Genomic DNA, 19,769 nt, shown 5'->3' on the forward strand with positions numbered 1-19,769 from the left:
TGACTTGCGAAAGTGGTGAAGCTTAGCTTTGTACTATTTTTAGGAGGTTAGATTCGCGTGGATTACATTCTCAGAACGAATGGACTGACGAAAAGGTATAAAGACCATATCGTGGTCGATCAGATGAATATCTCGTTAAAAAAAGGCGAAATCTACGGATTCCTTGGGCAAAACGGCGCAGGAAAAACGACGACCATCCGCATGATTATGGGGTTGATTCATCCGAGTGCAGGACAAATCGAGCTCTTCGGGCAGAACTTGAGCTCAGGGAGAAAAGCTGCGTGGGAGCGCATCGGGTCGATGATTGAAATTCCCGGTTTTTATCCAAATTTGACCGCGGTTGAGAATCTGGACATTCACCGCCGTATGATGGGCATTGGCAACAAGGAAAGCATCGAAGAAACACTCGCTCAAGCTGGCTTGCTGGATGCTCGTAACAAGCGTGTGAAGAGTTTTTCACTTGGGATGAAACAACGACTCGGGATCGCACGCGCCCTCCTTCACCATCCAGAACTGCTAATTCTAGACGAACCGACCAACGGCCTCGATCCGGCTGGGATCAAAGAAGTGCGCAATCTCATTATTGAGCTTGCTTCGAAGCGCAATATCGCCATTTTGGTATCCAGTCATATCTTGAGTGAAATCCAGCAGATGGCAACGGTTATAGGCATTATTCACAAAGGTAAGCTAGTCGAGGAAATCGCGCAGCAAGAGCTTCAAATGAAAAATAGGCATTGTGTGGAGTTCAAAGTAAACAATGAACGGAAAGCTTCGATGTTACTTGAGCAGAAACTAGGAATCTACGATTACTCCGTTCCTCTTCCGGGTGTTATCAGGGTGTTTGAGAGGCTTTCCGATTCAGCCGCGATGAATCGAATGCTAATTGAGAATGACGTAGACGTGTCAGAAATTACGATGCTGCGTGAAACATTAGAAGATTATTTTCTTACTTTGACAGGAGGCAGTGTCCATGCTTAATGTGCTATATACGGAGATGTTGAAATTAAAACGCTCCAACATTATTTGGCTAACCATTATCGGCGGATTGCTTCCCGTCTGCATTACGACTGTAGGTGAATTCCCACATATGGATTGGAATAACCTGCTTATCAATAATTTGCTTTTTCTCAATGTGATGATTGGTCCCATGCTCTTGGCGTTGATCGCTGGTTTTGTTGTCGTTAGAGAATATACAGAGAATACCGTGAATCAATTATTCGTCTATCCCCAAAGTCGTGTAACCATTTTGATAGGTAAAATGATCGTGATTCTCTTGCTAACTGCTTCTATTTTTCTTATCAACTACGTACTGATCTGGCTTTCGGGTAGTATCATCGGCGACCACCCCATCCCGAGCGACTTCTTTTGGAAGCATACAAAGGCTTATGTATGGATGTTTTCACTCCATGCCCTGTTAATCCCGCTCACGATGGCCGCCGGAATTATCGGAAGAAGCTATATTCCCCCGGTTGTTCTAGGGATCATTGCGATTTTGACGAACATGATGGCGATTCAGGGTGTTGAGGGACATACACCTGAGCAGATTGTTTTTGTTAGTTATTTGCCGTTTGGTTCGATGATAGTACACCTGCTTGATTTGATGAAAGCCAATGTGCATATAGACGTTCTACACGCGCTCTATCCGAATGGGATTGCTTTTGTCGTCTTTTTTATTCTCAATGCGCTCTTTTACACGAAAGCAGAGGTTCATAGCGGGTCTTGATATATAGAAAAAAACACGCTGATTTAGCGTGTTTTTCAAAATTGAAAACGAGCGTGGCATGCTAATCCTTTGCAGAATTCAGCTCAGCTTCAATCTTGGAGTTTTTCGACGACTCATCCATTCGCCAGTATACGAGGAGGCTTATGGCAATACAAGCTGCTACATAGTAATAGAAGAGAGACTCGTTCCCGATGCTCTTGAACCATAACGCGATGAATTCTGCTGTTCCTCCAAAAATCGCAACGGTCACCCCGTATGGAAAGCCTACACCCAGAGCGCGAATCGCGGTAGGAAACATCTCTGCTTTCACAATCGCGTTGATGGACGTATAGCCGGTAACAATGATCAGACCGGACAGCATCAGCAGGAAAGCGACATATGGGCTAGTCGTCTGTTCCAGGAGCAAAAACATCGGTACGGTCCACAATGTCCCAAGAACACCGAAACCAATCAGTAACGGTCGCCGTCCAATCCGGTCAGACAGCATACCGGCAAGCGGCTGCAAGACGACGAATACGAGCAATGCGGTAAAGTTAATCCAGCTGACTACTTCTTTCGGCATTCCGACCGTAATCACCATGAATTTTTGCAAATAGGTCGTGTAGGTGTTAAAGGCGATCGTTCCCCCGAGCGTAAGACCGACGACTGCCAGTACCGCCTTCGGATGCTTCATCAGCTCGCGAAGCGTACCCGCCTTCTCCTTGTTTTTCGACTCCATTTTGGTATACTGCTCCGATTCATCCATACTGCGGCGCAGCCACAACACAGCTACTGCGCCAAATGCTCCGATGATGAAAGGAATTCGCCAGCCCCATGCCATCATGTCTTCTTCCGGGAGCATTTGCTGCAAGATAATTTGCACACCCAGTGCCAGCAATTGTCCACTGATCAGCGTAACGTACTGGAAGCTGGAATAGAACCCTCGGCGACCACTCGCAGCCATCTCGGACAGGTACGTTGCAGATGTTCCGTATTCTCCCCCAAGCGAAAGACCTTGGAGCAAGCGGGCAAGAACGAGAATAATAGGAGCAAACACACCGATAGTGTCATAGTTTGGTGTTACTGCAATCACCAGAGAACCACCCGCCATGATGGTAACAGACAGCGTCAGCGCGGCACGACGACCGTGACGGTCAGCGTATCGACCCAGGAGCAAGCTCCCGATCGGTCTCATTAAAAATCCGATAGCAAAAACAGCAGCAGTATTCAGCAACTGGCTGGTAGCGTCACCCTTTGGAAAAAACTGAGACGAGAAATACACCGCAAAAGCTGCATATACATACCAGTCATACCACTCAATCAGGTTCCCCAGTGAACCTTTAAAAATGTTGCTTGTGATGCGCCGCGTATTTGCACGATCACTCGATGGCTTCATTGCTGCACCCTCCTTATGTTTGACCCGAATCCATTCGCAATTGGGATAGTTTAACCGCTTTCAAATGTACCAATACCTTATCTTGAGAATGATGGCGCTTCGTTTACTTTGAAAGGGTTTACATCTCTACCCGGATGGATTCTCGAAGAACTGTTTTTATTCTAAGTTGTTTGTTTTGCTAGAATCTATCGAATACTTCCAGATGTGCAAAAACAGCATCCGAGCTGCCAAAAAACCCAGTTGAGTTACATTGATTTTTCGACCGGATCGGGCTACCCTTTTTCATAGGGAGGGCCTGTTATGACAATCACTATGCTGCTGGGACTGCTTGAAAATATCTCTGTAATCGCGGTCATCGCCCTTATCATCGGCCAACTGGATTACTTTCGGAACATCGTCTACGGGAAAAACAACTGGATGCGGATCGTGATCCTCTCTACGCTGTTCGGGTTCCTGTCGGTAATCGGAACGGAGAGTGGGGTACGTGTCAATGACGCACTCGCCAATACGCGCATTGTCGGTGCCGTCGCGGGCGGGTTGATCGGGGGGCCAGTCGTCGGCTTTTTTGCCGGTCTTATCGGAGGCATTCATCGCTATTCAATAGGCGGATTTACCGCATTCGCCTGTGCCATCTCGACCGTACTGAACGGCTACTTGGCGGGGATCGTAAGTACAAAAATGAATATGCTGCGTCTGAAATGGCAGCATATCGTACTGATTGGCGTTACAGCCGAGCTCATTCAAAAAGTGTTGGTGCTTCTCATGGCCAAGCCTTTTTCTGCGGCACTCGAACTGGAAGTAAAAATCGCGATCCCGACCACGATTATGACCATTGCAGGACTGCTGCTCTTCACGCGCGTTTTCCAAAATCTAAAAATGATGCAAGACCAGTCCGGCGCATTGGGAGCCAACCTGGCCTTGTCGATCGCAAGTCAGACGTTGCCTCATCTGCGGACGGGGCTAAATGAATATTCTGCGAAAAAAACCGCTGAAATCATCCGTGAAATGGCCAGGGTGGATGCAGTCGCCATTACCGACCGCGAAAAGCTGCTCAGCGCAATCGGCCATGAACTGGAGAATCATTTGCAAAAAGAGACGCTGTGCGCACAAGTAGCGGAGGCTGTTGTGACCCACTCTGCAGGGGTATGGTGCGACAAAGATTTTGCTATTCCGCGTCCACCTCGCCTAAAATCGATCATCGCCGCATCGTTGTATCATCAAAACCAAAAAATAGGGACGCTGCAATTCTACTATAAATCCTCTTCCGTAAAGTCGACCCAGACCAACGAGAAGCTAGTGGACGGCCTGGCCAAGCTGTTGTCGGTCCAAATTGAACTGGCGGAGATCGAGCATCAGGCGAAAATGCGGAAGCAGGCCGAAGTGAGCGCCCTGCAAGCACAAATCAACCCGCATTTTCTGTTCAACACCTTGGGGACGATTATGTCCTATTGTCGTACAGACCCTGATCAGGCGAGAAACTTAATCGGTCATTTAAGTGACATCTTCAGGCGCAACTTGAAAAGCAAGGGAAATCATCACAGCTTGCAGGAAGAACTGGACGGAATCAAGTCGTATTTGGAAATCGAGAAGGTCAGATTTACTAACCGATTAAAGGTAAACATGGAGATCGACGAATCAATGCTTTCGCGTAAATTGCCTGTCCTGACTTTGCAGCCGATCGTGGAAAACGCCATTCACCATGGTCTTTTTCCAAAAATCAGCGATTGTCTGCTCACGATTCGAGTGGAACCCTACGGCCGTGAAGTAAAGATCAGCATTGAAGACAATGGAGTTGGAATCAGCGAAGAGCGTTTGTCCGAAATCTGGAACAGCCAATCGACGGGGATCGGCCTTGTCAATGTCCATTCACGGCTTCGATCCATTTATGGCAAAAAATATGGCCTCACGATTCAAAGCAAGCCTGGTTTGGGAACAGTCGTATCCTTTGTCGCTCCGTTATCCGAATCTGAAAAGGAAGTGCATCCAGATGCTCCTGAAAACGATCATCATTGACGACGAGCTGGCCATTTGTTCCGAATTGGAATATTTGCTGAAAAAATATATTGATATCCATGTGGACGCAATCTATACCAATCCGCTGGAAGCATTGCCCCATATTATCAATTCTGAGCCTGATTTGCTTATGCTTGATATTCAGATGCCTGGGATGAATGGGCTTGAATTTGCCAAAACATTGAATCAGATGTCCAATCCCCCCATGATCGTATTTTCGACTGCCTACCATGAACACGCTCTGGAGGCCTTTGCCACGCTAGCTGTGGGGTATTTGACCAAACCGATCATGGAATCGAAATTGGACGATGTGATCCAAAAAGTGAGGACACTGAGGAACCGATCAGCCGTGAATGACCGCACCGCAACGGTTCCCCCGATGGAAGAGCATGTCTGCATCCGGAAGACCAACAAGATCATCCCGATCCCTGTCGGGCAGATTTTCTTTGCGTTTGTACGGGAGAGAGATTTATATATTGCAACAAAAGAGAGTATCGACAAGTGCGACTTGTCCTTAAATGAGCTGGAGGAGATTTTGAACCGGTCCCGATGTTTCTTTCGAAGTCATCGGAACTATATATTGAACGTGAAGCATATTAAAGAAATTATTCCTTGGTTTAATAATACGTATTTGATTAAGATGAATGATGACAGTCAGACGGAGATTCCTGTTAGTAGAGGGAAAATAAAAGCGTTTCGCAGTTTGATGAATTTGTGAGTTTGGGGAAAGAAGGATGGACGGAGCGGGATGATACTATCTTTTCGCTCCGTTTTTTCAGAGAGGCGCGGCATATTACAAAAAGAAAAAACGGCATCTCTGCCGTTTCCGTAGTTACTTGTATGGTGGAGCTTAGAAGGATCGAACCGCTGACCTCTACACTGCCAGTGTTGCGGTCTCCCGCTTTGATTAGTGTCGCCGCATCTCCTACTCCTTGAGTTGCCGAATTCCTTGGACAATCTGCTCCTTGACGCTCTCCTGCAATGTATATAAGACTGGAGCTTGCGGGATATCAAATTTCAGATGAGAGTGGGGGATTTCTGTCAGCAAAGTTCCAATAGGCTGCCCTTGCTGATTTCGGACAACGTTCCAGAATACTCGTGATCTGTTGTCTTCCGTGCCCCATTTTTCAAGCGAGTTTCGAAAAATCAAGTTTTTGCCGATGACAAAATCGTCCTCCTTGAGTGTCTCCGATACCACAAATCCGGCATCTACCAGCCTGTCAAACACGGCAGGCATCAATTGATCCAAAAAAAGACCATAAGCTGCATCCTCGATTTCAAGAAAAGCAGCCGTCAATTGTTCGTGCATCGACTCGTACAAAGATCTCCATTCAGAAGCAATATATCGGTTGCCTTCCGCACCGATTTCTTCGATCGTCATCTCAATTTGGAAAGTTGGAAAATGTTTACTCATCTTCATACGCCTCCCTTTTCTCAATTCGCTTTCATTGTATAACATGCAAGCAAATTGGAAGGTTAGGCAGAAAATAAAGGGTAAAACAGCGAATTTTTCCACAAAACCTTATACGGCTTTTCATGTTCAAGAATGATGTGCTGAAATGGTGAGGATCACAAGTTAACCATGAGTTCAAAAAAATGATGGAGAGATTTTTGATGAGCGCTTGAATCAAAATAAAAAACGGCATCTCTGCCGTTTCTGTAGTTCCTATATGGTGGAGCATAGCGGGATCGAACCGCTGACCTCTACACTGCCAGTGTAGCGCTCTCCCGCGGTGGTTAAGTTAACAGCCCCAAAAACGATTCGATTACATTCATCATATGAATCTCAGTCCGTTATTAGTTTTTCTTTTTAAATACCCATTCTTTAACCAAGTTATATAATCGAGGAAGATCGATTTCAAAACCATTCCCTTGGTATTTTGTGAGCGAAACATTACCGCCTAAAAAGCTAATATTATCCTCAACCTTTTGCCCATCTGAAATTTGTTTAACATAAGTTGAAATAGGCTGAATGTTATTACTCACATGAGAAGCACCTATTGTTTTCAGATATACATCGATTGTCGATTGTTGTGCTTGAATTGTTGCTTGCTGTAATTGCAACATTGATTGATAAAACATTAATTGTGATTGAAAATGTTGGATTGTTGCAATTAGTTGTTGAACATTCATATCATTAGTTGTAAGTTGATAATTTTGGAAAGCAGGATTTTCAGGTAATTGTAGATAGATTTGTAAGGCTCTTTGAATTTGTTCAAGTGCAATTTCTTTTGATTCTGGGGTAATAGAAAATAATACATCTCCAGCTTGATGAACTAAGTCTCCAGTAGCATTAATTCCAATTTCTTTTAAAAAAGTAACAAAAAATAACAAATATTGCTCACAAGCGATTTTAATATGCTCAGGAAAGCTAAATAAACTTACCAACGTATTTGGGCTAGATTGCGATCTTAAAATAACAATAGATTGATCATGAATCTCTCGTGCAATTGGAGAACTCCGTTCGTAGAAATCTCTCACTTTCATATCTAGATTATCAATCTCCCAAATTATTGAGAATCCATTTGTAATTACTTCATCTTCATCCCAAGAAAGTCCTCTCATTGTAGTAAACTCTTTCATAACTTTAGCATATTCCGCGATACTCCAAGGCTTTTTCCAATGTTCAAAGTCATCTATCTTGAATTCATGACAAACTCTCAGCTTAGTATCATTTTCCGATATAATTCTTAAATAATCACTGAACTCCACCCCTTCAATTGGAAGGAAAAGAGAAATATTTGATATATAACTAACTATTGAATTATTGAATACTAATTCTCGAAATGAATAAGTATCAGCAATTTTCAACGAATCTTCATAATCATACGAGTGCAAACTAAACACACGATCCCTAAGACTGCTAACATATGTATTTGTAATATCTAATGTTTCTCCATTAATGATTATACAGTATTTTTTCCAGCCCTTTTCGTCATTATATTCTTGAAACATCATGATAAAAAACACCCTTTCGTCAATTTATCTGGTAAATTTTTTATCTTGTAGAGTAACCTTCCTTTTAATCCCTATTCTACCATGTAAGTATATGTTCAGAAGTTGAAACTCTAAGAATAACTTTGTATTATCCATGTTTTCACTTAGATTCATCAAGATGCGTATATACTATGCTGACCTATTGTTTCTATAAAACCATAAATAGTCGCTTAGGCCCTAACTTTCTGCTGAGCGCTTTTTAATTTCCAAAAATTTAGAATACTTGAACAAAGGATAGCAAACTAAAATCCAATCAAAAATTACTTCCAAGAATATGTACTGTGCGCAAAGAGAATAACAGCAAAAAAATAAATTAATAAAACAAAAAAACACTCGGGAATCCAAGTGTTTAGTGTCTATAATATGGTGGAGCATAGCGGGATCGAACCGCTGACCTCTACACTGCCAGTGTAGCGCTCTCCCAGCTGAGCTAATGCCCCATATGAAAGTACTTCCAGCGTTTACCGCCTCAGTGAAATCAGTATAGCATACGCCCACCGTACACTGCAAGCGAAAAAATCTGATAAATCCCCGTCCCTGCTGAAAAAACCAAAGAAAAAGCCAACCGATCCCAACCGGTTGGCTTCCCTGTTATTCCCTATCAATCTACTATCTCACCGTCACCACGATCGGTGTCTTCTTCCCACCATATTGCACATAAATCGTCGCTTTACCCGACCCTGTCGCCTTGATCACACCGTCCTTCACATCGGCTACTAACAGGCGGGACGTTGTCCAGAGAGCTGGCTTGGTGACATTTTGCTCAGAGCCATCCATATAAGTAGCGATGGCATTCACTTGCTTCACTTCGCCCTTGCTCATGACGATTTGGACGACATCTGTCTTCAAGTATTTCAACGTATCGACATCGACTGGGATGGATACGCTCTTGTCGTTGTATCTGGCTGTAATCGTCGCTTTTCCGTAAGCGCGTCCTGTAATGAGGCCCTTGGATACGTCTGCTACCTTGTAGTTGCTCGTCTTCCAGTCAGCCATAGAGGTAACATCCATGGTACGGCCATCTGAGAACGTAGCTGTCAAGGTCACTTGTACGGTAGTGTTCGACTTCGTAGATACATAACGCTTGTTTGCTTCCAGCTTGCTCACGATTCCGACTTCTACCGGGATGCTGATCGATTTGCCGCCGTATTTCGCGGTGATCGTCGCACGTCCGTTTGAGAGACCTGTTACGCGGCCGTTTACTACATCCGCTACTTTTACAGAGGACGAGGACCATTCTGCATCGTTGGTCACATTGTCCGAATCGCCAGCGGAATCTGTTGCGGTTAGCTTGATCTCTTTTGATTCGTTGACGTTTAAGATCAGCAGGCGAGGGTCGACCGAGAGATTTGTCGCTTGGTCTACTTCTACTGCAATCGTTACGGACTTGCCGTCAAAGGTACCCGTTACGGTCGTTTTTCCTGCACCCGTTGCCGTGATCTTGCCGTTCATTACTTCTGCTACAGCAGCAGAAGCCGTACTCCATGTCGCTGTATCTGTTACATCCTTGGTCGTTCCATCTGCGTAAGCTGCTGTCAGCTTAACCGTTTCGGACTTGCCATTGCCAAGCACGATCTTTTTCTTGTCCACAGTCAATGTCTGCATGACACCAACGGATACGGAAATGTTCACTGTGCGTGTTCCGTATGTAGCTGTTACGGTCGCTGCACCTGTCGATACACCTGTGATCAAGCCTTGGCGCACGCTAGCTACGTTAGGAGCACTGGAGGACCAAACCACTTTTTGTGTGACATCTTCAGCAGGAGTGCTTCCATCTGGATAGGATGCCGTTACCTTCACTTGCTTCGCGCCACCGACCGGGATTGCTACTGTCGTGGTATCCGCGGACAAGTTTTGTGGTACGTCTACATCAACAACCAGTGTCGCTGTTTTTCCGCCGTATTTTGCCGTTACATTCGCAGTTCCAGCCTTATAGGCCGATATGGTTTTGCCGCTTGCAAACACGACATCTGCATTGTCCGAAGACCACTCTACTTTAGAAGTGATATCCTCACTTGTACCATTCGCGAAGGACGCGTTTACAACCACATCTTTCGTTGTCCCGCTTTTCATTGTCAAGAAAGCAGGTACGATATACAAGGAACGAGGAACCTCAACATCTACTCGTACTTGAACGGATTTGTTTCCGTATTTCGCAGTAATCACTGCTTCACCGGACTTGACCGCGTGGATTTTGCCGTTGCTGTAGTACGCTACGTCCTCACGATCGGAAGACCACTCTGCCTTGTCGTTCACGACAGTGGATGCACCACCATTGGCATAAGTCGCTTTCAGCTCGATGTCTTCTGTTTTTCCCACATTCAGGAAGATGTTTTGCTTGTTTAGTTCCAATTTTTGCGTCGTATCCACATCGACCTTGATCGTCGCTGTTTTTGTTCCGTACTTCGCAGTAATCGTCGCTGTACCCGCTCCATAAGCCTTGATGTTACCTTTGAGCGCATCGGCTACTGCTGTATTATCTGAAGACCATTCAGCCTTGTCGGCAACGTCATCCGTTACACTTCCATCCGGGAAAATAGCCTTGAGCTTGATTTTTTCTTCCCCGTTCAACAAGAGTGAAACCTGGTTTTTGCTAGGCTCCAGTCTGTGTGCAATCTCTACATTGACAGAGATCGTCGTCGTCTGGCTGCCGAACTTCGCTGTCACTGTACCTGTTCCTGAATTCAGACCTTTGATTGCCCCGTTTACTACTGTCGCAATCGCAGGATTGTCGATGGACCAGTCTGCCTGGGTCGTTACGTCTTCCGTTGTCCCATCACTGTATACAGCTGCCAGCTTTACGTTTTCCGTATTGCCGATCCTTACATTCAACGTTTGATCTTCTGTTGTCAGTGCCTTTACCTTTTTAGTTACAGTCACACCCACTACGACAGGCTTACCCATGTAAGTAGCTGTAATGGTAGATTTCCCTACCGATTTGGCTGTGATCTGTCCGGCATAAACAGAAGCGATATTCGCGTCCTGTGTCGTCCATTCTGTCTTGACGGTGACGTCTTCCGTTTTTCCGCTCACATAAATAGCGGTAGCCGTCAATTTGGTAGAATCTCCATTTTCCAATGTTACCTCATTCTTGGACAGAACGAGTCGGCTGATTTCATCGGCAGCCAATCCTACCCCTGCGTTTCCAGTCCCCACTAATAGCAGGACGGCCAGAAACAAGAGCATCGTTTTTTTCCAGAATAACATTGCTAGCCTCCCTCGCAAGTATGAAATTTGCTGTTCTTCGAAACCATTCCACCATTACTATATCGGCAAAGAGCAAGAAACAATTTACTAGTTTTTCATGTCAGGCATATGTCAAACGTTGTAACTAGACCTCTTTTCATACGTCTTAGTTATGAAAGAAAGTTTCCTAATAAAAGAGCGAATACAAGGGAGAATCTGAAGAATGAAAAATCGAACTGCAAGGGTACAGCGTCCTTGCTGGCGAGGTATTTTGATAGGCATGGGGATTATCTTGCTGCTCGGTGTGATCTGGGCGGGCTACAACTGGTACCGCATCGAACAGACAATTGAGGGAGCCAAGGCTCGGCATGCAGAAGTCGGCATCGTCCTCGGAGCAGCTGTCTGGGGTGAGGGGCCTAGTCCTGGTCTGCGCGAACGACTGGAGCAGGCGGTGATCCTGTATGAAGAAGGCTATGTATCGAAGCTGTTAGTCACAGGTGGTCTTGGAGAAGGCAAAACGATTACGGAAGCGGCTGTCAGCAGAAATTATTTGGTTGCCAAAGGGATTCCAGAAGAGGACATTCTACTCGAAACAAAGTCAACCAGCACATACGAAAACCTGCTGTACGGCCAGCAGGTCATGGAAGAGCATCATGTACAAGACGCCTTGATCATCAGCCACGACTATCATTTGGCCCGTGCGATGGTCATGGCTGAATCACTGGGCATTGTCGCCTCACCTGTAGGGACAACGTCACACATCCTGTTTGGACCGTACCATCGGGCGAGAGAGGTACTCGCCCTCACTTATTGGGAGCTCTCTCGCCTCTGGACACAAGCACTAGGAACGGTGGTTCTTGCGTAAAATCTCATACACATCGACAAAGTGGCGGATTCGCTCCATGATGCGGGCCGCCTTTGTCTGTTCGATCCGATTGCCGTTGGAGATGGACAGATGCTCCTGCAGTTCATCCAACGAGTAATTCGAGGTAAACAGTGTAGGTAAGTGGTTGTTAGCCCGCTGATTTAAAATGACCCCCAAAATCTCGTCCCTCACCCATGGCGTCAGGTTCTCCGCGCCAATATCATCGAGGATCAATACAGGTACTTCCTTCAGCAGCTCCAGCTTCCCTGCGTACGATTGATCCGAGATCGAGTCCTTCATTTCCCGGATAAAGTCGGGCACATAAACCAGCAAGGACGCGACATTGCGCTCTGAGAGCTCGCGACCGATTGCTCCCATGATATAGCTTTTCCCTACGCCAAAAGGACCGTGAAGATAAAGCCCTTTTACCCGCTCGCCAGTTCCGACTTTCTCGCAGAACTGGATCGCTGCATCTACCGTAGACAGGTTGCCGGAATCAATGACCAAGCCCTCGAAGCTCGCGTTCATTGTCTCTTCGGATACGTAGTAGCTGCGCATCAGCCTGCGGCGGCGGAGCTCTTCCTCATGTGACAGCTGCTTGGAACAGGGAGTAATGGAGCTGACGATATTGTGGTGAGCCAGCTCCAATTGGGTGCTGTGGCCTTTGACCAGATTCGGGCATTCGCCAAGCCCTGGACAACGCTCACACCAATACTGTTCCTTGACTGCCGTATATATGCTGGAGAGCGAGCGAAGGTAATCCTCCCTGGTCAACGCGGGATTCTCTTGTTGAAATGCTTTTAAATAGGTTGACGAACGGAACATTTTATCTAGCTGCTGGTCCGGTGTCAGCAACTGACGCGGTGTTCGTTTGGCGAGTTCTTGCATGAACTCACTGATAGATTCCACGTTCCCTCACACTCCTTATTTCCGTTTTCGCAAGGTTTCCAGTCTTTTCTGCAAGTCTGGAAAATCCTGAATAGACTGTTGCTTAGACTGTTGTTTTTCAGCGTCCGTCGCGGCTTTCTCCTGCGACAGTTGCCACTCAACAGATGCAGGCAGCTTGTCCTGCAAAATCGCCCGGCCATTCCGTCGAACAGGAGTATTATCCTTCTTGCCAGCTTTTGGCTTGTCTGCTGTTTGTGCCCGCTGGTCTGCACGTTCGACGATCTGCTTCACTGCCTCGTCAGCAGTCGCGATCCTTTTGGCCTTCCAGCTATCGCGAATCGTCTCCATGTACGCTTTCGGCAGCTCCATTTGCATGCTGGCTAACGTATGGAGCAACAGAGCATTGACGACTTCTGCTTGCATCCCATCCGCAAATACGAGCGTCTCTGCCCGCTCCAAAAACACCTTGCTGATTCTGCCACCCACAACCTTTTCCAACAGGGTCACCGGAGATAGCTGGCGGCAAGCGCGGATAAAGGCTTCACTGCCAGGCTCAGGCAAGCGGCCAGGTCCCCAGCCATCCTCTGCCGTACCAGCTGCAGGTACTGCTCGATACAGCTTGTCTTCTGTGTAGCGCTGCACCAATCGCTTGCGCAACACCTCTCCGTCCAGACTGCGATCCGACTTGTACAACGTCCAATCACGCAGCTCCTGCCCCATCCCCCAGCTGTCCAGCTGATAGAAATGGCATAGCGAGAATAACAGCTCCATGCTCTTGCCTTCCAAAACTTTGGAGGAGTCCGCATTATCCGGCAGGTATAAGCGCAGGGACGATACACTCAGCGAATGGTTCACTTGTGCCTCGTAGCCCGATTTCATCGGCGCTTGTGGGAAGTTGGTCTCCATCTCGGTCAAAAACTGATCGCGCTCCGATCCTTTTTTCACTTCCAGCTCTGATGGCTTCAACGACTGGAAAACATCGTGGAAGTCTTTCGTGACGTTTTCGACGATGGAATATTCCTGCTCCAACTGACTGCCAAGTGAATCTGCATAATGCTGGCGCAGTTGCGAATAGCGAACGTTTTCGATTTTGTTTAACAACATCAAAGAAAGTACATAGTCTGCAAAAAACTCTCCCGGACTAAGTGGTGGTTTGATCAAGTATTCATAATAATAATCTCGCTGCTGATTTTCCCTGCGGCGCACCTCGACTAGCCCGATTGCCTCCAGACGTTCACGCGCATCCAATAGCCGATCCAGAGAAAGCGAAGTCGTCAGCATCAAACTGCGATGGGTCCCCTCAGTAGAGGCTCCGCTCACTTCCTGCACGCCATGGACGAGCAGTTGGTAGAGAGCGTACGATTCGACACCGATGATCGGCAAGTATAGCAGCGTGACGAAACCCATTTCGGCAAAGCCAATTGGTCTTGCCATCCGCACCAGGTAACGATCCTTCGGCAACAATTCGTTCCAAACTAAACGACGCATCAGATCTTTCCTTCCTGACAAAATTCGATTCTCTTATTATAGCATGACTGCCCATTCAATCGCGGAAAAATCAGCTGGAAAGCCAAAGAAGCCCTGGCGGATCGGCCGCTAGAGCGTGAGAGAGAAGTTGCAAGTCACTGGCGTAAGGCGTTTATTTATTCTTTTGGGAACGAGCTGTTCCGCGCTTGTGCCAAAAGCTCCTCCAGCTCTTTCATAAATACATTAATATCTTTGAATTGACGGTATACAGACGCAAAACGAACGTAAGCGACCTCATCTACATGGTATAAACGCTCCATGACCTTCTCCCCAACGTCATTGCTGGGGATCTCCGCTTGTCCACAGCTGCGCAGCTCTTTTTCAATGTCGTTCACTACATTTTCCAGCACTTCTAGCGGTACGGGGCGCTTCTCGCAAGCGCGCACCAACCCGCGCAATATCTTGTCTCGACTGAACTCCTCGCGCGTTCCGTCCTTTTTCACAATTAACAAAGGTGTTTCTTCTACCATTTCAAAGGTTGTAAAACGGCGCTCGCAAGCCTCGCACTCACGACGGCGTCGAATGGATTTATTATGATTGAAAGGACGTGAATCCAGGACTCTAGTCCCATTATATTCGCAAAATGGACAACGCATATCAGAATCAACTCCAATACTGACAATACTTGTCTACAGTGTCCCTCATCTTCCCATCAGAAGTCAAGTCAATCCTTGTACCTATTTAAAGCATAAGTCGAATGGAGTACAATTATGGTACTGTTGGAGGGATAGTCATGCGTTTAGTATCTTTAAGGCACCTACAGCCTGGAATGAAATTGGGACGTACGGTCTTCACAGATGATGGGAAGGTGCTACTCGGGACAGGTATGCTCTTAACGGATCGCCTGATTGCTGGCCTTGAGCGAGCTGGTGTTGATTCGGTGTACATCGATGATCCACGTACCCAAGACATCGTTGTGGAAGAAGTGATTCGCCCACAAACCAGACAAGTTGCAGTGGAAGCCATCGAGAAGACGATCAAGCAAATTACCAATTCAAACAAACTGGCCCGGAAAATCTCCTTAAAAGAAATGGGCCTTCACTTTCAACGTGCCTTTAGTTCCATATTGGACGACCTGATGCAAAACAAGCAAATGGTTGGGCACTTGACGACGATCTCTACTCATTCGCCATCCTTGTACCATCATTCCGTGAATGTGGCCGTTCTGGCGACTGCTGTGGGCATGTCTCTGGGCTACAATCGCACGCAGCTCATGAACTTGGGGATTGGTGCCATGCTGCACGATATCGGCAAAGTCAACCTGCCTGAAGAGCTGTTGCAAAAAACGGAGCGTTGGACGGACGAAGAGAAGGAAATCGCCAAAGAGCATACGATGCTCGGCTTTAACTTGTTGCGAAAGCAGCATGACATCTCACTCTTGTCTGCACACGTCTGTTTGCAGCACCATGAACGGCTGAATGGAAGCGGCTATCCACAGGGATTATCCGGCAAGCAAATTCACGAATTCGCACAAATCGTCGGCCTGTGTGATATATATGACTCATTGACTTCCCCACGCCCATGGCGCAAGCGGTACATGCCACAGGATGCCGTTGAGTACCTGCTAGGCTCTGGTGGTACGTTGTTCGAGCATCATCTCGTGAACGCATTTATCAAGCACATTGCCATCTTCCCGATCGGAAGCAGCGTCGTTCTGAATACCGGTGAAGTCGGGGTAGTGAGTCGAGTCGATCCAGACTATTCGCATCGTCCGACTGTACGCGTGTTAAAAGACGGCCGAGGAAACGACGTTCCTAGCCCTTATGATCTCGACCTCAAAGCAAACATTCGACTGTTTATTGTCGGCTTTGAAGATGATGATCTGTTTAATGTAACTACCTTAGAGGAATCATCTCCATCATAATTACAAACGAAGCAACGAAAAACCCCTTTGCTCGAAATCAAATCGGCAAAGGGGTTTTGGTTATTCTACTTATTTTACACCAACTGCAGCTGCTTCTTTGGTTGCAGATTGATTGTGCTGCTCGGATACGTGGCGAACCAGGTCTACGACACGGCAGGAGTAGCCCCACTCGTTATCGTACCAAGCAATCACTTTCACCTGATTGTCTCCCATCACCATCGTAGACAGACCATCGATGATCGAGGAATGATCATTGCCATTGAAGTCACTGGATACGAGCGGCTCGTCGCAGAACTCGAGATAGCCTTTCATGCTGCCTTCACTCGCATCACGCAGGACACGGTTTACTTCTTCTAGCGTAACTGGCTTCTTCGTGTTGATCACCAAATCCACAACGGAAACGTTTGGAGTCGGTACGCGAAGTGAAAAACCATTCAGCTTGCCATTCAATTCTGGCAGAACCTTTCCTACTGCACGAGCAGCTCCAGTAGTCGTTGGAATGATGGACTCGCTAGCTGCACGTGCGCGACGCAGGTCTTTATGCGGATTGTCGAGATTCACCTGATCGTTTGTAAAGGAGTGAATCGTAGTCATGAGACCTTGTTCGATTCCGAATGCATCGTTGAGCACTTTTGCCACCGGTGCGAGACAGTTGGTTGTGCAGGAAGCATTGGAGATAATATGATGATTGGCATGGTCGTAGATGCCCTCGTTTACACCCATCACAATCGTTACGTCTTCTTCTTTTGCAGGTGCTGTAATGACAACTTTTTTCGCACCGCTTTGCAGGTGCTTGCCAGCGCCTTCACGATTGTTGAACTTGCCTGTAGCTTCCACTACGATTTCTACTCCGAGCTCGCCCCAAGGCAGCTTCAGCGGATCACGGTCAGACAGTACGACTGTCGCTTTGCCATCTACGATGATTTTGTTATCTTGTACTTCTACTTTATTTTGCAGGCGTCCGTGAATCGTATCATACTTCAACAAATGTGCAAGCGTCTCCGCTGGATAGCTGGCGTTGATTGCAACGATTTCAATGTTGGGGTCCTGGATAGCGCGGCGGAATACCATGCGACCAATGCGGCCGAAACCATTAATACCAATTTTGATTGTCATATATAGAAACCCCTTTCGAATTGAGTTACGCTTATCAGATACTTTTATTATAATAAGTATGACACAATTATCAATGTGTTTTACTGAAAAATAAATATTTGGACATTTTACCATGCCCAAAATAACAGCAAAAGCCGCCCTCTTTTTTACAGAGAAACGGCTTTATTAGCGCTTATTTTAACGTAATTGGAAGTCGTATATATTTTTGTAACGATCATGATAATAGAGCACTCGCTGCACATATTGGCGGGTCTCACCGTATGGAATGTCCTCAATCGTCTCTCGTTCTCCATCCCATTGATCACTCGCAAGCCATCCGTTTACTTTTCCCGGACCGGCGTTGTAGGCGGCAATGACCTTGACGATGTCTCCATCATAGCGGGACAGCAAAAAATCGAGATACCATGTCCCGATCTCGATGTTCATGACAGGGTCGTACAAGTATTGACTGTCCTTTGGGCGAAAGCCCGCCTCCTTGACGATCCACTCCGCTGTATCCGGCATGATTTGCATGAGACCTACTGCACCTTTTTTCGAAACACGATCTGTCGCAAACCCGCTCTCGGAACGAATGACGGCCAATACGAGATAAGGGTCTACCTTATATTTCAAAGCAGCCGTCACAATCTGTTGCTCATACTTGATCGGATACATCCATTTCCACACCAATGGCGTGTTTAGCAGCAGTAATACGCTCATTAAAATGAGCAAGATAAATGCTGCACGTTTGCCAAAGCTCATGATTGCCGCTCCGCCCGGATCGAAGCCAATACCGCTTCTACTTGCCGCTCGGTTTCTTCCCGCGAGCCGGAATTATCGATCAGAAAATCTGCTTCCTGCTTTTTCTGATCAATCGGAAACTGCGCCCGCAATCTTTTTCGTGCTTGTTCTTCTTCCAATTCGTCGCGCTCCAGCATTCTCGCCAATTGCATCTCGTACGGTGCATAAACGACCACAATTTTTTCTACCATGTGCGTAAGCTTGCTCTCGTACAAGAGAGGAATGTCCATAAAGACGATTTCGGCTCCATTCGCTTCCGCTGCTTCGGCCTCTTCCCGCATGACTCGGCGTACCTCGGGATGGACGATGGCGTTCAGCTTTTGACGCTCGGACTCGTCCGAAAACACGATCTCACCTAGTTTTTTCCGATCAATCTGACCGTCTTCCAATAGGATTTCTCGTCCAAAATGGCGCACGATCGCTTCATATGCCAGTTTGCCTGGTTCTACGACCTCTCTGGCGATCTGATCAGCGTCAATGACAGGAATTCCGCGCTCTCGCAGCATGCCTGTCACGGTGCTTTTCCCAGTGGCAATACCGCCTGTTAACCCTAGTATCATGCCCATCCTCCTCCCTTGGTCGAAATGTTATCTACTATATCTTTTGGCACGCAGGACAAATATGTGTCCCTCTGCCGCCGACTACAAACCGAACGATTTCGGCCCCACACTTCATGCAAGCCTCATCTTTTCGTCCGTAAACCAAAAGCGATTGCTGGAACATCCCCATCTCGCCCTGTCCGTTCACATACGACTTAATGGAGCTGCCTCCCTGCTCCACTGCTTCTTGCAAGGTGGAGACGATGCTTTCGTGCAGTCGGATGACTTCTTTATCCGTCAGCTTTCCTGCTGGTTTCTCCGGGTGAATACCTGCTTTAAAGAGTGACTCGTCCACATAAATATTCCCCAGCCCTACAATACATTCCTGGTTTAGAAGAAGCGGCTTGATTTTTGTTGGTCGTCCCTTTAACAATTTCCCCAAAACTTCAGGGGTAAAACTCTCATCGAGCGGTTCTACCCCAAGTTTTGCCAAAGGTCCGACGCTTGTTTCCTTCCCTTTAGGGAAAAGATCCATCGTTCCGAACTGGCGAACATCCCGATAACGAAGCTCCGTTCCGTCTGTAAAGTGGAAAACGACGTGGGTATGCTTCTCCACAGGATCATTCGCTTGATACACGCCATAGCGCCCTTCCATCCGCAGATGGGATACAAGTACGTCTTTATTTAAGAAAAACTGAATGAACTTCGCCCGTCGCTGGATGTCCTGAATCGTTTGTCCGACCAAAAGGGATTTGAATGCTTCCACGTCATCTGGCTCGCGAACAATACGTGCCAAATGGACGCTGACTCTCTCAATCGTTTTGCCCATAACCAAACCACGCAGTGTCCGAACGACGGTTTCTACCTCCGGCAATTCTGGCATATGCCCTCCTCCT

Annotated in this window: 17 protein-coding genes and 2 tRNA genes; 6 read left to right on the plus strand and 13 right to left on the minus strand. The window is 46.9% G+C overall.

The window, feature by feature from the left end; all coding sequences use genetic code 11:
* Positions 1-57 precede the first annotated feature (57 nt).
* The gene (locus AB1L17_RS19420; RefSeq protein ID WP_412846801.1) at positions 58-978 is read left to right on the plus strand and encodes an ABC transporter ATP-binding protein; all 921 of its coding nucleotides are present in this window, start codon (positions 58-60) and stop codon (positions 976-978) included.
* A complete protein-coding gene (locus AB1L17_RS19425; RefSeq protein WP_412846800.1) occupies positions 971-1,723 on the plus strand; it encodes an ABC transporter permease in 753 nt (250 codons plus the stop codon). The genes AB1L17_RS19420 and AB1L17_RS19425 overlap by 8 nt, the downstream gene beginning before the upstream one ends.
* Positions 1,724-1,784: 61 nt before the next feature.
* Here AB1L17_RS19425 and AB1L17_RS19430 read toward each other — a convergent pair whose 3' ends face one another.
* Positions 1,785-3,098 (minus strand): MFS transporter, encoded by a 1,314-nt coding sequence (locus tag AB1L17_RS19430; RefSeq protein ID WP_412846799.1) that lies wholly within the window; start codon positions 3,096-3,098, stop codon positions 1,785-1,787.
* 300 nt (positions 3,099-3,398) lie between these two features.
* On the opposite strand from AB1L17_RS19430, the gene AB1L17_RS19435 reads away from it, so the two are divergent.
* Both AB1L17_RS19435 and AB1L17_RS19440 read left to right on the plus strand, forming a co-directional pair.
* Entirely contained in the window at positions 3,399-5,111 is a 1,713-nt protein-coding gene (locus tag AB1L17_RS19435; protein WP_412846798.1) for a LytS/YhcK type 5TM receptor domain-containing protein, read from the plus strand.
* A complete protein-coding gene (locus tag AB1L17_RS19440; RefSeq protein WP_412846797.1) occupies positions 5,086-5,829 on the plus strand; it encodes a LytR/AlgR family response regulator transcription factor in 744 nt (247 codons plus the stop codon). The genes AB1L17_RS19435 and AB1L17_RS19440 overlap by 26 nt, the downstream gene beginning before the upstream one ends.
* Before the next feature lie 207 nt (positions 5,830-6,036).
* On the opposite strand, the gene AB1L17_RS19445 is transcribed toward AB1L17_RS19440, so the two are convergent.
* From AB1L17_RS19445 to AB1L17_RS19465, 5 genes are all read right to left on the minus strand, one after another.
* Positions 6,037-6,525, minus strand: a complete 489-nt coding sequence (locus AB1L17_RS19445; RefSeq protein WP_412846796.1) for a DUF6022 family protein — start codon at positions 6,523-6,525, stop codon at positions 6,037-6,039.
* A gap of 257 nt (positions 6,526-6,782) precedes the next feature.
* Positions 6,783-6,864: transfer RNA gene (locus AB1L17_RS19450), tRNA-Ala, on the minus strand.
* Positions 6,865-6,908: 44 nt separating this feature from the next.
* Positions 6,909-8,069, minus strand: coding sequence for a hypothetical protein (locus tag AB1L17_RS19455; protein ID WP_412846795.1), 1,161 nt, complete (start codon positions 8,067-8,069; stop codon positions 6,909-6,911).
* 403 nt (positions 8,070-8,472) lie between these two features.
* Positions 8,473-8,548, minus strand: a tRNA-Ala gene (locus tag AB1L17_RS19460).
* A gap of 169 nt (positions 8,549-8,717) precedes the next feature.
* Positions 8,718-11,315 (minus strand): Ig-like domain-containing protein, encoded by a 2,598-nt coding sequence (locus AB1L17_RS19465; RefSeq protein WP_412846793.1) that lies wholly within the window; start codon positions 11,313-11,315, stop codon positions 8,718-8,720.
* Between the two features lie 202 nt (positions 11,316-11,517).
* Between AB1L17_RS19465 and AB1L17_RS19470 the strand changes: the two genes are divergently transcribed.
* A complete protein-coding gene (locus AB1L17_RS19470) occupies positions 11,518-12,159 on the plus strand; it encodes a YdcF family protein (RefSeq protein WP_412846792.1) in 642 nt (213 codons plus the stop codon).
* Here the strand turns inward: AB1L17_RS19470 and dnaI are convergent.
* The 3 genes from dnaI to nrdR form a co-directional block, all read right to left on the minus strand.
* The gene (gene dnaI, locus AB1L17_RS19475; protein WP_412846791.1) at positions 12,136-13,068 is read right to left on the minus strand and encodes a primosomal protein DnaI; all 933 of its coding nucleotides are present in this window, start codon (positions 13,066-13,068) and stop codon (positions 12,136-12,138) included. The two genes, AB1L17_RS19470 and dnaI, sit on opposite strands and share 24 nt — an antisense overlap.
* A gap of 15 nt (positions 13,069-13,083) precedes the next feature.
* A complete protein-coding gene (locus tag AB1L17_RS19480; RefSeq protein WP_412846789.1) occupies positions 13,084-14,535 on the minus strand; it encodes a replication initiation and membrane attachment family protein in 1,452 nt (483 codons plus the stop codon).
* Positions 14,536-14,690: 155 nt separating this feature from the next.
* Positions 14,691-15,170, minus strand: coding sequence for a transcriptional regulator NrdR (gene nrdR / locus AB1L17_RS19485; protein WP_012685137.1), 480 nt, complete (start codon positions 15,168-15,170; stop codon positions 14,691-14,693).
* A 137-nt stretch (positions 15,171-15,307) separates the two neighbouring features.
* On the opposite strand from nrdR, the gene AB1L17_RS19490 reads away from it, so the two are divergent.
* The gene (locus AB1L17_RS19490) at positions 15,308-16,438 is read left to right on the plus strand and encodes an HD-GYP domain-containing protein (protein WP_412846788.1); all 1,131 of its coding nucleotides are present in this window, start codon (positions 15,308-15,310) and stop codon (positions 16,436-16,438) included.
* A gap of 69 nt (positions 16,439-16,507) precedes the next feature.
* Here AB1L17_RS19490 and AB1L17_RS19495 read toward each other — a convergent pair whose 3' ends face one another.
* The 4 genes from AB1L17_RS19495 to mutM form a co-directional block, all read right to left on the minus strand.
* Positions 16,508-17,554 (minus strand): glyceraldehyde-3-phosphate dehydrogenase, encoded by a 1,047-nt coding sequence (locus AB1L17_RS19495; protein ID WP_412846787.1) that lies wholly within the window; start codon positions 17,552-17,554, stop codon positions 16,508-16,510.
* Between the two features lie 177 nt (positions 17,555-17,731).
* A complete protein-coding gene (locus AB1L17_RS19500) occupies positions 17,732-18,295 on the minus strand; it encodes a lytic transglycosylase domain-containing protein (RefSeq protein WP_412846786.1) in 564 nt (187 codons plus the stop codon).
* Complete coding sequence (gene coaE / locus AB1L17_RS19505; protein ID WP_412846785.1) at positions 18,292-18,900, minus strand: dephospho-CoA kinase; 609 nt, start codon at positions 18,898-18,900, stop codon at positions 18,292-18,294. Before coaE ends, AB1L17_RS19500 begins: the two co-directional genes overlap by 4 nt.
* A 28-nt stretch (positions 18,901-18,928) precedes the next feature.
* The gene (gene mutM, locus AB1L17_RS19510) at positions 18,929-19,756 is read right to left on the minus strand and encodes a DNA-formamidopyrimidine glycosylase (protein ID WP_412846783.1); all 828 of its coding nucleotides are present in this window, start codon (positions 19,754-19,756) and stop codon (positions 18,929-18,931) included.
* Positions 19,757-19,769 lie beyond the last annotated feature (13 nt).

The organism is Brevibacillus jepli (assembly GCF_047229145.1).
Lineage (GTDB): Bacteria > Bacillota > Bacilli > Brevibacillales > Brevibacillaceae > Brevibacillus.

Excerpts from the sequence above, each read along its gene's own strand:
- AB1L17_RS19425 (WP_412846800.1), top strand. The coding sequence starts at position 971 with ATGCTTAATGTGCTATATACGGAGATGTTGAAATTAAAACGCTCCAAC.
- AB1L17_RS19430 (WP_412846799.1), bottom strand. The coding sequence starts at position 3,098 with ATGAAGCCATCGAGTGATCGTGCAAATACGCGGCGCATCACAAGCAAC.
- AB1L17_RS19435 (WP_412846798.1), top strand. The coding sequence starts at position 3,399 with ATGACAATCACTATGCTGCTGGGACTGCTTGAAAATATCTCTGTAATC.
- AB1L17_RS19440 (WP_412846797.1), top strand. The coding sequence starts at position 5,086 with ATGCTCCTGAAAACGATCATCATTGACGACGAGCTGGCCATTTGTTCC.
- AB1L17_RS19445 (WP_412846796.1), bottom strand. The coding sequence starts at position 6,525 with ATGAGTAAACATTTTCCAACTTTCCAAATTGAGATGACGATCGAAGAA.
- AB1L17_RS19455 (WP_412846795.1), bottom strand. The coding sequence starts at position 8,069 with ATGATGTTTCAAGAATATAATGACGAAAAGGGCTGGAAAAAATACTGT.
- AB1L17_RS19465 (WP_412846793.1), bottom strand. The coding sequence starts at position 11,315 with ATGTTATTCTGGAAAAAAACGATGCTCTTGTTTCTGGCCGTCCTGCTA.
- AB1L17_RS19470 (WP_412846792.1), top strand. The coding sequence starts at position 11,518 with ATGAAAAATCGAACTGCAAGGGTACAGCGTCCTTGCTGGCGAGGTATT.
- AB1L17_RS19480 (WP_412846789.1), bottom strand. The coding sequence starts at position 14,535 with ATGCGTCGTTTAGTTTGGAACGAATTGTTGCCGAAGGATCGTTACCTG.
- nrdR (WP_012685137.1), bottom strand. The coding sequence starts at position 15,170 with ATGCGTTGTCCATTTTGCGAATATAATGGGACTAGAGTCCTGGATTCA.
- AB1L17_RS19490 (WP_412846788.1), top strand. The coding sequence starts at position 15,308 with ATGCGTTTAGTATCTTTAAGGCACCTACAGCCTGGAATGAAATTGGGA.
- AB1L17_RS19495 (WP_412846787.1), bottom strand. The coding sequence starts at position 17,554 with ATGACAATCAAAATTGGTATTAATGGTTTCGGCCGCATTGGTCGCATG.
- AB1L17_RS19500 (WP_412846786.1), bottom strand. The coding sequence starts at position 18,295 with ATGAGCTTTGGCAAACGTGCAGCATTTATCTTGCTCATTTTAATGAGC.
- coaE (WP_412846785.1), bottom strand. The coding sequence starts at position 18,900 with ATGGGCATGATACTAGGGTTAACAGGCGGTATTGCCACTGGGAAAAGC.
- mutM (WP_412846783.1), bottom strand. The coding sequence starts at position 19,756 with ATGCCAGAATTGCCGGAGGTAGAAACCGTCGTTCGGACACTGCGTGGT.